This window comes from Flavobacterium chuncheonense (assembly GCF_042686145.1).
Taxonomy (GTDB): domain Bacteria; phylum Bacteroidota; class Bacteroidia; order Flavobacteriales; family Flavobacteriaceae; genus Flavobacterium; species Flavobacterium chuncheonense.
In genome coordinates this window covers 166,290-179,481 of record NZ_JBHUPC010000017.1, presented here as the reverse complement: position 1 = coordinate 179,481, position 13,192 = coordinate 166,290, and the positions used below count along the sequence as shown (strand labels likewise).

Sequence of the window (13,192 nt, the reverse complement as noted above, 5' to 3'; positions counted from 1 at the left end):
ACATATCAAATAAAAAGTACTATACGACAACTTGAAAGAATATTCTAAAAAATTCAATAATCGGTATTCATCGCTGCAGCGGCCTTTGCTTTGAGTATCATGAAAGACAAATACCTAGAACTTGATATTCTATTGAAAAAATCAAATTAAAGCAATTCATTATTAATTAGGTTTGGAATTAATTTAACCCTAAAGATTAAATGTAATAATATGAAATTTAAAATCGTAATGTTCTTATCATTTGTTTCCGTTTTATATTCCTGCCAAAAAGTTAAAAATGAAGGAAAGGAACTAATTGAAGTATCAAAATCTGAGATAAAAGACTTTTCCAAAAAAGCTTGGAAAAAATCATTAGACTATACTTTAGAATCACTCACTACATCTGATAAAAAATCAATTAAAAAATTCTATAAAGCTATTCCAGTGACCGAGGAAATAAATGGCGTTCAAATTAATTTTCCTCCAAATTTCTATTCAGGATATTATAAATATAAAGCCAATAAAGATTCGTTATTCCAATTTCTCACTGAAATAAACACGAGACTTCCGGATATTTCAGATAAAGTAGTTGTTCTTTCTGTTGATCAAGAAATCTTAGATAGTTTTACTTTTATTGAAGAAAAAACACCTAAAATGAAAGAAAAAATTTCATTTTTCTATGAAATAAAAAATATTAAAAATTGTACTTTTTATCGTTGTAATAAATATCCGAATGCCAATTACTTAGCTATAGATCCTGAAAATGGCTTGGTTTATCATTTCATACAAAACTATTGGGATTAAAAGAATAAATGTATTTCGCTAAACCGCTAGAAATTCAAAACTGATGAAACGTATATTAACCTTAGTCTTACTCTGCTTCTCATTCACATTTATGGGGCAAAACTTTCATACAGAATTCAACTATACTGATTCTACAAATAATGGAATTACGATTCAAAATAGTTATCCAAAAGGAGGTCTAAGTTATACTGATTTCGATGGCAAAAAGTATGTATATGTTATTTTTTGGACTAGTATAACCAACAAAACAAAATCAGAAATAGAGCTTACAATCGATTTCCCAATCACAACCTTCGGAATCCAATCATCTCCCTCCATAAATTTTCAACTGTACTTACCCTTTCAAAAAATGACATTTGAAAAGGATTCGCTATTTAATTATGGATTGGATATTAATATGTTTTTTAATAATAAAGAAAACAAAAGGTCTTCATTACGAACCACTATTGCTAAAAATGAAACCTATAATTTTTATATTGTGTTATTAAACAGTCAAGGTATAAATGGAATTGTTCGAACTGGTTTCGAATTAGAACATCAAAACTTAATTTATAAAATTAACGGACAGCAAATGAATTGTGGTACAATAGTACCTAAAAAAATAAAATATAAATTCACTTCAACTTTCTTACAACTAACCTTTTCTTTTTCATAATCGTACAACTACTTTCTATTGAAATAGATTATATTTGTTAATGCTGATTTTCCGTACAATTATTTTGAGTATTACCACTAATATCAATTGTTTATGAATTACTCCGTAAAAGCTACTACTGTAGGCAATCAAAATGCTTCCATACAAATTAAGCAATCTAAAATTGATTTTGGTATCACGGCAGAATCCTCTGATAGTTTACCGAATCCCGCTGAATTATTTTTAGGATCATTATCGGCTTGTATTCTCAAAAATGTAGAGCGGTTTTCCAATTTAATGCAATTTGACTATTATAATGCGGAAATTATTATCGGTGCCATTCGCCAAGAAAAACCACCTAAAATGGATGAAATTCATTACGTGTTAAAGATTTATAGTCAGGATGCTAATTTAAACCTCGACTTGCTACAAAAAAATATTGAGAAATTTGGAACCATCTACAATACCGTAAAAGCAACTTGTATCCTTACAGGTACTATTGAAAAAATAACTTTATGATTTATATTCCTAAAGCATAGCAATATGAAAAAATTAAAATTCCCTACAGCGCACACTATCCTTATTTTAATTGCTTTGGTTGTAACCGTATTAACTTGGTTGGTCCCTGCCGGTAAATATGATAGTTTGGCGTATAATGCAACAACCAATACTTTTATAAAAAATAGCGAAGCAAAAAGCATTGCATTACCGGCTACGCAAGAAACTTTAGAAAACCTCAACATTAAAATTCCTATTGAAAAATTTACCAGCGGTGCTATTTACAAACCTATTGCAATTCCTAATACTTACAAAAAATTAACTTCAAAACCACAAGGTTTACTAGCATTAGCAAAAGCGCCCATAAAAGGAATAATAGCCGCATCGGATATCATTTTTTTAATTCTAATTATTGGAGGCTTGATAGGCATTATGAATCTTACCGGAGCATTTGATGCTGGAATTGCTTGGATGTCCAAAACACTTCGAGGAATGGAGTGCATTTTAATTATTTTAGTGACTACACTTATTGCTGTAGGAGGTACTACTTTCGGTTTGGCTGAAGAAACGATGGCCTTCTACCCTATTTTAATTCCAGTATTCTTAGCCGCCAAATACGATGCCATTGTTGGGCTTGCTTGTATTTTTTTAGGTTCTGGTATAGGTACGATGTGCTCCACAATCAACCCTTTTTCAACTATTATTGCCTCAGATGCTGCAGGAATCAATTGGACAACTGGACTGGAAAATCGAATTATAATGTTGATTGTATGTTTGGTAATTACCATACTTTATATCTTACGATATGCCAAACGTGTTAAAGCTGACCCAACAAAATCGCTAATATACGATCAAAAAGAAGAGTTGGAAGCCCTTTTTGGCATAAACCAAAAAAGCAACAATCTTACATTCACCAATCGATTACGACTTATTACATTGGTATTTTCTTTAAGTTTTGTTGTAATGATTGTTGGCGTTTCCTTCTTGGATTGGTGGTTTATTGAAATGACAACCACGTTTCTTGTAGGTGCTATTATAATTGCATTTATTGCTAAAATTAAAGAAAGTGTATTTGTAGAAGAGTTTGTAAAAGGTGCCGCTACATTACTAGGCGTAGCTTTCATTGTTGGTATAGCCCGAGGCATAACCATATTGATGGAAGATGGTCTTATTAGCGACACTGTTTTGTATTATGCCAGCCACATTACTGAAGGAATGCATAAAGGGGTATTTACCAACTTTATGCTTTTTATTTACGGAGGTTTATCCTTTTTTATGCCTTCTTCTTCTGGAATGGCTGTATTAACCATGCCTATTATGTCGCCTCTTGCTGATACCGTGGCTATTGGTAGAGAAACTATAGTAGATACCTATCAATACGGCATGGGTTTGTTTTACTTGATTAACCCTACAAGTTTAATTTTAGCAGCTTTAGCCATCGTAAAAATAGGTTTTGACAAATGGTTAAAGTTTATTTTACCCTTACTATTCCTTTTATTAATTACCACAATGGTTTTCTTGACGATTTCCGTTTATTAATCCATTCTAAAAATTCTTTAAATCTTTCGATTAATAAAGCAATTGCATGTGTTCCAGTTGTCTACATTCACAAAAAATTATAACGATATATCCCATTGCAATCTGAAACGCCAACCGTGATTATACGGTAAACTCGCCTCGTGAAAATCAAAATAGGTAACTTCACTAGTGAGTTTATTTTTATGACCGTTAAAGAACCAATTGAAGGCAAGAGAAGATTCCATTTGTAATTCTTGTTGGATATCGGTATTTGGTCTATACTCTGAATGCCTTCCGGCTACTTCTAAGTTTTTTGGAAACCAATCGGCTATTTCATGGAAAAAATACCCAGCTTGTACATAATAACCCCTCATATTTGTTTTGGTATCAGCATTCAAACGATCTATTACATACTTATGATGCCATTCACTTTGCCAAGAAAAACCTTTGTACATAAAGGTTGTTTCTACATTAAACTGATTGATGCGATATTGTCCTGCATTATCGATTTCAAAACCTTCTAGGTTACCACCTCCAGATTGTGAGAAACGCGTATAAGGACTTCTATTAGTAATGGCCGCCATAGCGATATTAGCCGAAGGTTTTTCATGGAATTCCAAATCACCACCCGTGAAATCGAGAACATCACCAATAAAGTTCCATTGCAAACGACCAAAATACATCAAATTGCGATCGTCATTTTCTCTATTTCCACGTCCGGTACCTGTTAAGGCTGCAAACCAGTAATTAAAATCAGCAGGTCCTTTACCATCTAAATGTCCGTAAAGCTCTATTCCTTGTTGGCGATCCACCGTAAAAGGTCTATTGATTAAAGAGCGTTCTACCATTTGCTGTTGTCCACTACTTATAAAACGCTCACGAGAATATTCAACCTTCCACTGTCCTACTTTTAAACTTAACCATTTCCATTTCTCTATCATCAAACGGAAATCTAATAAATTGGATTGACTCAACTCATATTCCCAATAATATTTTAACCAAGGTTCAAAAGCATGTCCACCTACTTTCAAACGCGCACGGTTTACCTTAAAAGCTTGTTGGTTTTTTAAATCAATATCATCATACGTTACTGGATCTTGATCATATGGAGCAGCAACTCTAAACTGAAAACGACTCTGAATTTGTAATAAAAATTTATTATCTTTTGTTTGGAATTCAAAACCTTTACTTCCATAACGAACGTTCAAAAGCTTAGTAGTATCTTGTGTTTGCTGCGAAAAGACAATTGCCGTTGTGAGTAAAAAAAATAAAGTTGGAAACTGTTTTATAATATTCCAATGAAAACCTTTTTTTAAATTCATACCTTTCCATTTTAAGAACAATTTGTCCAATTAAGTTTCTCAAATTTAACCATTTATTAAATTATATTTTAATTTTTCTTACAAATAATATTCAACCTTATCCTACTTTTTAGTATATTTCAACATAATTTGAAAAAATATTATTGATAACAAATGAACATTAAAACACTTTTACTTCTTTCTTTAATTACTTGTTTCAGCTGTAGCCAAAAGCTATCTACTGTTTCAGAATCACAATTAGACAATACTTCTGTGGATATTATTCAAATAGAAAACACAATCGATACAATACTTGAAAACAATAACCCACTTTCATTAGATTTGTCACAACATCAATTGTTTATTGACACAACCAAAAACTCAACATTTTATCAAAAAATAATCAATTGGAATACAACAGAAAGGTTTTCTATTTCTTTGGATACTACTCTTGAAGCCATCGAAAATAATACTCCATCATATGAACAACATTTAAAAAGTTTTCCTAATCATTTCATCAGCTTACGAAAATTAAAAAATCAATTTGTTATATATGATAGATGCGATGGAAATGATCAAAGATTTGAAATTCATAAAAATGCAATTCTATTTTGTGGTCCTTTGGAATCGTATGCTTTACCCATTCAGAATATTGTTGCTCTAAACCCAGAATCGATTCAATTGGAATTAAAAGGATTAAGTCTCGAGAATACTGCTGAAACCATCAACTTGACAATTGAAAAAATAAAAGATTATATTTATCAATTTCATTATACTAGTCTTTCCCAAAACTACAAACAATATGTTACTACAATAGATGGAATTACACACTTTGATTTAGTGGTAAACCATTGTCCTCAATATAAAGTTCTTGAGTTTGATGGCTTTGACACCGAATAGCACTATTCTTTTAAAAAATCGTACCTTTATAACTGTAAATGAATACTTTACAAATAAAATCATATTAAGTAAAGCAACGATTTATGGAAGAACAAGCGGAAATCAAGAACAAGTTTGAGAGAATCAGCGAGGCCTTAACTTTAAAACCTTCCCTCGGATTGGGGTGTGGAACATCTAAAACACGAATTGTTAGTGGGCTTTCTTGTGAAATTACTGAAGGAGATTGGACTTTTCGTACCGATATGCCGGAACAAGTAGGTGGTACTGCTACAGGACCAACTCCGGGCGTCTTAGGTCGTGCTGCATTAGGAAGTTGCTTGGCCATTTCCTATATGATGTGGGCCTCTAAAATGAATATCCCTATTGATAGTTTAGAAGTTGAAATACAAGCCGATTATGATGACGGTGCTCTTTTTGGCACGTCCAATACTGCTCCGGGCTATTCCGAAATTCGTTATATGATTACTATTAAAAGTACAGCAACTGAATCGGAAATTGAATCTTTATTAAACATAGCTGATCGACACAGTCCCTATTTAGATGTTTTTGCAAATGCCCAAAATTGCATTCGACAGGTACAATTCATTAAAGCATAACGTTATGAAACCAGAATTACAACGCAGGGTACAACGATACGGATGGGATAAAGCTGCTGCTTATTATGAACATTCATGGCAGAAGCAATTACAACCCGCACATGATTTGTTACTATCGAAAACGAATATTCAACCCAGTGATCATATACTGGATATAGCCGCTGGAACAGGACTTTTAACATTTAGAATGCATGAGCAAATTGGTCCACAGGGTAAAATTATCGCAACAGACATCTCAGATGAAATGGTTAAAATAGGTTCTGAAACCGTAATCGCAAAACATTTAAAGAATGTTACATTTGAAAGAATGGATGCTGAAAACTTAAATATCTCTAGTGAAAGCATCGATTTGGTTACTTGTGCACTTGGACTCATGTATTTACCCGATCCCGACAAGTGTTTGTCTGAAATTTATAAAGTTTTAAAACCGAGTGGACGCGTTGTAGTTGCCATATGGGGCTCTCGCAAAAATTGTGGATGGGCTGAAATTTTTCCAATTGTGGATGCTCGTGTGAGTTCTGATGTATGTCCTATGTTTTTCAATTTAGGAGAAAGTAATGTGTTGCAGTATACTTTTGAAAAAGCTGGGTTTAATGCTATCGAAATAGCAAAAATTGAAACACTACTTCACTATTCAACTGCAGATGAAGCTTGCAAAGCTGCTTTTTTAGGAGGCCCTGTTGCATTGGCCTACTCAAGGTTTGATGAAACAACAAAAACAGCAGCTAAAAAAGAGTATTTAGATTCTATAGCGTCTTACAAAACTCAAAAAGGTTATGAAATACTAGGGGAATTTGTAATTGGTTCTGCTATTAAAAATTAAATCAATCTTTAATCCATTAGAAATTTACTAATACAGTAAAATTTCGTAAATTTAATATGCCTTTTAAATCTACTCTCAAAATTAAAAGGTATGAAAAATTTATTCCTCATCATTACGTTACTTTTAAGTTTAAGTGTTTTTTCTCAAGAAGATTCTTGGGGAAAATATAAATTTAATGTAAAAGTGTATGACTTAAATAATAAAAAAATAGGCAAAGGAACATATATCTATGCAACTGATTCAACACTTGTTTTAAACAACAGCGGTGATAACTTAGTATTTCTATTAAAAGATATTGGAAAACTTAAAACAAAAAGCACAGCAGGTTATATCCTTGAACAAGCAAGTAAAGGTGCAATAATTGGTAGTGCTTTCGGTTTATATGGTTCTGATTTTAACCTATTATCAGTATTGGAAGGTGTTGGTATTGGTATTGGTATTGGCTTTATTGTTGGTGCCACTATAGGAATCATCTATGATATTTCTTCTCTTAATCCATATTACTATGAAATCAATGGAGAACAAGAAAAATGGAATGCATTTAGAGAAAAATGGAATACACTAAGCGATAGGGTTTTTACAAGACAACACAACAAACAATTGAAGAAACAAAAGGGGAATCAATAAATTGTGTACATTTAAACTTTAAAACATCTGTTATACTACTGCATTTTTAAATGAGTTTCAACCAAAAAATACAAAAAGAATTTCAGCACTTAATTACTTTTAAAAAAACCAATCGAAAATGGCCGATTCCCTTTTTGGTGGCCATAAGTATGGGAACTCCGCTATTAGTTGGTTTGTATTTTGGAAATTTGCAATACGGTCTTACCGCTTGTTTAAGTGGATTGGTTATGCTATACCTCCCCGATTTGGGATCTTTTACCAATAGAATACTAACCGTAATGGTTTGTTCGTTTGGTTTTATGGTATCCTTTGCTTTCGGATTATTGTTTAGTTTCAACCCTATTGTATCTGCTATTGCCTTAGGTGTGTTTTCTATGGTGGTGCATTGGATTATACTCTACTACAAAACCGCTCCACCTAGAAGTTTCTTTTTCATTTTAATTGCCGCTATGGCGATATGCCAACCTTTTAATTTAAGTACGATTCCTACAAAAGTTGGACTTTTAGGTTTAGGCACAATGTTTACGGCTATTTTGGCAATACTGTATACCTTTCTGTTATTTACAAAAGACCCAGAAATCGCTTCCAGTCCAGTTGTACCTGTTTTTAAAAAAAATCCTGCTGCTGATTTTTGGGAAGCATTGATAATGGGAGGATTTATGTTACTTTCCTTACTTATCGGTAGATTGTTGCACTATTCCAATCCGTATTGGATTCCAATATCGTGTGCCGCTGTTATGCAGGGAGCCTCTCTGTATCATATTTGGCAAAGAACCTTTCACAGAATCCTCGGGACTTTTATTGGGATTGGACTTACTTGGCTCATTATAACTGTTGTCAAAACACCTTTGGAAATTTGTTTGACCATAATTCTTCTTCAAACTATAGTCGAAACTCTTATTGTACGCCAATATGCTATAGCGGTTTTATTCATTACTCCTATGACTATATTACTCGCAGAAGCGGCTAACCCTATTTACAATTCGCCCACTACTTTAATTACTTTACGATTTGTTGAAATAGCTATAGGAAGTCTTCTCGGAGCTATCGGTGGTTGGTTACTGTACAAAGAAAAAATTCGTTTTGCTACGATTGAAAAATTCAATCAATTGAAAAATAGTTTTAAACGATAATTGTTTCGTAATTCCAAATTACATTACTACCTCTTTTCGCAACCTGATTTGTTATGATTTGAAGAAACATCCTTTCTACAAAAAAATCTCATAAAAAAATGGACTACAAAAAAAAAAAAACTTACCTTTAATACTGAATAACAGATGTTTATCTCAATCATAATATTTCACAAAAAAATATCATTATGAAACATTTTTTTATCTTATCCATTCTACTACTTGCATCTTGTAATCAAAAAGACAATGAAAAAAAAGAGAGCAGTACTGAAGCCCCTAAACCTGATCAAACCCAATATACCCACAACGGAATAACCTACGACATCACTGAAAACCAATTAAAAGAAGCCTATTTTGGAGAGCAACACATGCATACTGCAGTTTCAATGGATGCTTTTATTGGAGGTACTCGTCTTACTCCTGATGATGCTTATCGATTTGCGCAAGGTGAAGAAATGATGGTAAATGGAAGTATGCATAAAATGAAACGTCCGTTAGATTGGTGTGCTGTAACTGATCACTCGGAATTTTTAGCTGAAACCTATACTTTAATCAATGAAGGAACAGCTGGTTATGATCATCCTGTAGCAGTTCAAATGCGCGAAGCTAAAGATTTACAAACTGCATTAGGACTTTACAAAAAATACGTACTAGATGTACTGGCAGGTGGTGGAGACCCACATCCTCCTTTTTACCAAGGGCCAGAAGCGGCAAAATCGTCTTGGAAGCAAAATTTTGAAGCGACTGAAAAAAATTACAAACCTGGAACTTTTACAACCATTCATGCTTATGAGTGGACCTCGGCGCCTAACACTGCTAATTTACACCGAAATGTTTTCTTCAGGGATACTAATGTACCAGAAGTACCATTTTCTTCAAATGAAGGGCCCGATCCAGAACAATTATGGGCTTGGATGAAGGTGCAAAGAGATCAAGGAAAAAAAGTATTCTGTATACCTCACAACTCTAATGAAAGTAAAGGTTTTTTATTTACTGAAAAAACATTGAGCGGAAATCCGATTACAAAGGAGTACATTCAAACCCGCCAATCAATGGAACCTCTTATCGAAATGATGCAAGTGAAAGGTAATTCTGAAGTAGTTCCCGATTTTTGGCCAAGTGATGAATTTGCAGACTTTGAAAATGCAGTGTCTATTCAACAATACAATGGTCGTGTATTTGAAAAAAGAAATTTTGTACGCTGGGGATTAGGTCGTGGTTTGAAGTATGAAGAAGAAATGGGAACCAATCCTTTTAAATATGGATTTGTTGGTGGAACTGACAGCCATAATGGAACACCTAGTAACGTTGAGGAAGACAATTACAAAGTAGGAAGCCACGGCATGATTGATCGAAATGCTGCTGATCGCTCTAAAAATGAATTAGATGGGGAATTGTATGCGCGTCACGCTAGTCCTGGAGCATTAACTGCTGTTTGGGCCACTTCAAATACTCGTGAAGCGATTTGGGATGGTATGCACAATCGTGAAACATATGCCACTTCAGGACCTCGAATGAAGGTACGAGTATTTGCAGGGCAAGGTTTTAAAACTAAATACGATTCGTATGAAGAATTGGTAAAAGATGGTTATGCTAAAGGAGTGCCAATGGGGCAAAACTATGTTGGCACTACAGCACCAGAATTCTTATTATGGGCAATTAAAGATCCTATAGGACCCAATTTAGACCGTATTCAAATTGTAAAAGGTTGGGTTGAAAATGGTCAAATTAAAGACACCATTTTTAATGTTGTAGCTTCTGGAAATCGTCTACAGGCTAATGGTACTGTAACTCCTATCAATGCACCAATTAATTTAAAAACTGCTGCATTTAACACCGAAAAAGGTGACGCAGAGTTAATGGGTGTATGGAAAGATCCTACTTTTAATGCAAATCAGCATGCGTTTTACTACGTACGTGTATTACAATTACCTACAGCGCGTTGGAATCTTTATGATGAAATAAGAAATCCTGGTGTAAAATTCCCAGATGACACTAAAAAAGAAATTGTTGAACGTGCTTGGGCCTCTCCTATTTGGTACGAACCTAAAAAATAATCTATTTTGTTTATGAAAAAAATTTTCAAAGAACCCTTAGTTCATTTTATGTGCTTAGGGTTCTTAATTTTTGGCTTTTATTATTTAAAAAATGAAGATGTTGCATCTGAAAGCAAGATTGTAATTGATGATGATGAATATGACTTTTTGGTTGCCAATTGGAAAAATCAATGGCAACGGGAACCAAACGATACTGATATCAAGGCCATCTTGGATCAATATCTACGTCAAGAAGTTTTTTACAACGAAGCGTTACAATTGAATTTAGATCACAATGATATTATTGTAAAACGACGTTTGGCACAAAAAATGGAAGCCGTTTCGAACGATTTGAGTGAAATTATACATCCTCCAACTGATGCGGAGCTAGAAAAGTTTTATAACGATAATTTACAACTATTTAAGTTACCTCCTTCGTATACTTTTCAACAAGTTTTATTCTTAAATAGTGAGCCCATTTTGGATAAAGAAATAGCGACTGCTAAAACTCTGTTAACACAAGAAAATGACATTCCTAATTCCCGTAAACTAAAACTTTCTTTAGCCAATTTCTGGGAAGACACCCCACTAGACGAAATTGACAATACTTTTGGTGGTGATTTTGCTACCGCTTTAGAAGCACTACCGCTTGATGAATGGGTAGGACCTATACATTCAGGTTTTGGAACGCATTTGGTTTACATTTCGAAAAGAGAAGCCTCTAAAATTGCTCCGTTTCATGAAGCCAAACCTTATATTCAAAAAGAATTTGAATACCGAACAGAAATTGAAACACAAGAAAAGGTTTATCAGGATTTATTAAAAAAGTACCGTGTTCAAATTACTTCAAAAAATGTACCTGAAGCAATTAAACAAACCTACAATTCCTTATGAGATTACACCTTCAACTATTCTATTTGTTTTTAATTAGCTTAAGTGCTACAATTTGTAAAGCTCACGAAATCAGACCCGGTTTTTTACAAATTCAGCAACAATCATCCACAACATACTCTGTTTTATGGAAAGTACCCCGCACAACTGACAAAGTACTTAATGTACAACCTGAGTTTGATGCGGCATTTACCTTAAAAGAAACAAGTACACCTAAACTATTGGAAGCTTTTATGCTGTATGTGTACCAATTGGATGGAAAAAAAAGTCTTGCAAACACTAGTTTACGAATTAACAATCTAAGTACAACTCGTATAGATGTTTTAGTTGATATTCGCTTTTTAAATGGAGAGCACCATACTTTTTTACTACAACCTACTAACAATACGGTAATCATTCCTGAAAGTCAAAATAGCTGGCAAGTTGTAAAAACCTATACCATTTTAGGGGTAGAACATATTTTATTAGGATTTGATCATTTATTATTTGTATTAGCTTTATTAATTATAACGGTAGGTTTTAGCAAACTACTCAAAACTATTACTGCCTTTACCATTGCGCATAGTATAACCCTTAGTTTTTCTGTATTGGGTATTGCAAGTCTTCCTGGTCCTCCGGTAGAAGCCGCTATTGCATTAAGTATTGTTTTCCTAGCAGTAGAAATTTTAAAAGTTCAACAAAACAAACCTACTATTACGAGTGAGAAACCATGGTTGGTTGCTTTCTGTTTTGGCCTTTTACATGGATTTGGATTTGCAGGAGCTTTGGAAAGTATTGGTTTGCCACAAAGTGAAGTTCCTCTTGCATTGGCTATGTTTAATATTGGCGTTGAATTAGGGCAAATTGCATTCGTAACTGTTGCATTACTTATTATGCATTTTTCTAAAAATATTATACCGCAAAACAAGTACACAAAAAAAATTGTGCCCTATTTCATTGGTTCGTTGGCTGCATTTTGGCTCATTGAACGTATTGCAGGCTTCTAACTAAATTAAGAAAACAATAACAGTTTGAACTTCTGTATTTTTTTATATTTGCCTTAGTGAAGAAAAAAATTACGATAAAAACATTTACTTCTTTCTCAACACTTTTAGTGTTGTGTTTATTCTTATTGTTATCGCCTTGTAAGGTTCGAAACTTTATCCAAGATGAGTTGGGTATCCCACAAACGGAAACCAGTAACAAAAGTAAAACTACTTTCCAATCCGTATGCAAGGAATTTGGTGACGCGAACAAAAAAGATACTACTGAAAAGTCCGTTAGAGAAAATTTCGCACTTAATTTTCAAGATAGTGAAGTATTTCGTTTTTCTATTACTTCTTGGAAGCCCAATCTAGCACTTCCTACCAAACAAAACCAAAAGGTTTTACCTATTCCTTTTTACATCCTTTATCAGCATTTCAAAGATTATCTGTAATTAAATATTTACTCCTCTACTAATCAACTTTTAGTTGC

At 33.5% G+C, this 13,192-nt stretch carries 14 protein-coding genes; 13 read left to right on the top strand and 1 reads right to left on the bottom strand.

Annotation, left to right across the window (positions count from 1 at the left end; all coding sequences use genetic code 11):
* Nucleotides 1–210 precede the first annotated feature (210 nt).
* The 4 genes from ACFS5J_RS12095 (at nucleotide 211) to ACFS5J_RS12080 (ending at nucleotide 3,454) form a co-directional block, all read left to right on the top strand.
* Entirely contained in the window at nucleotides 211–783 is a 573-nt protein-coding gene (locus ACFS5J_RS12095) for a hypothetical protein (RefSeq protein WP_379812470.1), read from the top strand.
* Nucleotides 784–826: 43 nt separating this feature from the next.
* The gene (locus ACFS5J_RS12090) at nucleotides 827–1,438 is read left to right on the top strand and encodes a hypothetical protein (RefSeq protein ID WP_379812469.1); all 612 of its coding nucleotides are present in this window, start codon (nucleotides 827–829) and stop codon (nucleotides 1,436–1,438) included.
* 93 nt (nucleotides 1,439–1,531) lie between these two features.
* Nucleotides 1,532–1,936, top strand: a complete 405-nt coding sequence (locus tag ACFS5J_RS12085; protein WP_379812468.1) for an OsmC family protein — start codon at nucleotides 1,532–1,534, stop codon at nucleotides 1,934–1,936.
* A gap of 24 nt (nucleotides 1,937–1,960) precedes the next feature.
* Nucleotides 1,961–3,454 carry a YfcC family protein gene (locus ACFS5J_RS12080; RefSeq protein WP_379812467.1) on the top strand — a complete coding sequence of 498 codons (1,494 nt, stop codon included), beginning with the start codon at nucleotides 1,961–1,963 and terminating at the stop codon, nucleotides 3,452–3,454.
* A gap of 77 nt (nucleotides 3,455–3,531) precedes the next feature.
* Here ACFS5J_RS12080 and ACFS5J_RS12075 read toward each other — a convergent pair whose 3' ends face one another.
* Nucleotides 3,532–4,755, bottom strand: a complete 1,224-nt coding sequence (locus tag ACFS5J_RS12075) for an OprO/OprP family phosphate-selective porin (RefSeq protein ID WP_379812466.1) — start codon at nucleotides 4,753–4,755, stop codon at nucleotides 3,532–3,534.
* Nucleotides 4,756–4,908: 153 nt separating this feature from the next.
* On the opposite strand from ACFS5J_RS12075, the gene ACFS5J_RS12070 reads away from it, so the two are divergent.
* The 9 genes from ACFS5J_RS12070 to ACFS5J_RS12030 all read left to right on the top strand — a co-directional run bounded on the left by ACFS5J_RS12070 (nucleotide 4,909) and on the right by ACFS5J_RS12030 (nucleotide 13,154).
* Nucleotides 4,909–5,634, top strand: a complete 726-nt coding sequence (locus ACFS5J_RS12070; RefSeq protein WP_379812465.1) for a hypothetical protein — start codon at nucleotides 4,909–4,911, stop codon at nucleotides 5,632–5,634.
* A gap of 83 nt (nucleotides 5,635–5,717) precedes the next feature.
* Nucleotides 5,718–6,230: an OsmC family protein gene (locus tag ACFS5J_RS12065; RefSeq protein ID WP_379812464.1), complete on the top strand. Its 513-nt coding sequence runs from the start codon at nucleotides 5,718–5,720 to the stop codon at nucleotides 6,228–6,230.
* Between the two features lie 4 nt (nucleotides 6,231–6,234).
* On the top strand, nucleotides 6,235–7,053 hold the full coding sequence (locus ACFS5J_RS12060) for a class I SAM-dependent methyltransferase (protein ID WP_379812463.1): 819 nt from the start codon (nucleotides 6,235–6,237) through the stop codon (nucleotides 7,051–7,053).
* A gap of 90 nt (nucleotides 7,054–7,143) precedes the next feature.
* The gene (locus ACFS5J_RS12055; protein WP_379812462.1) at nucleotides 7,144–7,680 is read left to right on the top strand and encodes a hypothetical protein; all 537 of its coding nucleotides are present in this window, start codon (nucleotides 7,144–7,146) and stop codon (nucleotides 7,678–7,680) included.
* A 50-nt stretch (nucleotides 7,681–7,730) separates the two neighbouring features.
* Entirely contained in the window at nucleotides 7,731–8,813 is a 1,083-nt protein-coding gene (locus ACFS5J_RS12050; protein ID WP_379812461.1) for an FUSC family protein, read from the top strand.
* A gap of 185 nt (nucleotides 8,814–8,998) precedes the next feature.
* Complete coding sequence (locus ACFS5J_RS12045) at nucleotides 8,999–10,867, top strand: DUF3604 domain-containing protein (RefSeq protein WP_379812460.1); 1,869 nt, start codon at nucleotides 8,999–9,001, stop codon at nucleotides 10,865–10,867.
* Nucleotides 10,868–10,879: 12 nt separating this feature from the next.
* Entirely contained in the window at nucleotides 10,880–11,740 is an 861-nt protein-coding gene (locus tag ACFS5J_RS12040) for a peptidyl-prolyl cis-trans isomerase (protein WP_379812459.1), read from the top strand.
* Nucleotides 11,737–12,723, top strand: coding sequence for a HupE/UreJ family protein (locus tag ACFS5J_RS12035; protein WP_379812458.1), 987 nt, complete (start codon nucleotides 11,737–11,739; stop codon nucleotides 12,721–12,723). Before ACFS5J_RS12040 ends, ACFS5J_RS12035 begins: the two co-directional genes overlap by 4 nt.
* Nucleotides 12,724–12,779: 56 nt before the next feature.
* Nucleotides 12,780–13,154, top strand: coding sequence for a hypothetical protein (locus ACFS5J_RS12030; protein ID WP_379812457.1), 375 nt, complete (start codon nucleotides 12,780–12,782; stop codon nucleotides 13,152–13,154).
* Nucleotides 13,155–13,192: the final 38 nt, after the last annotated feature.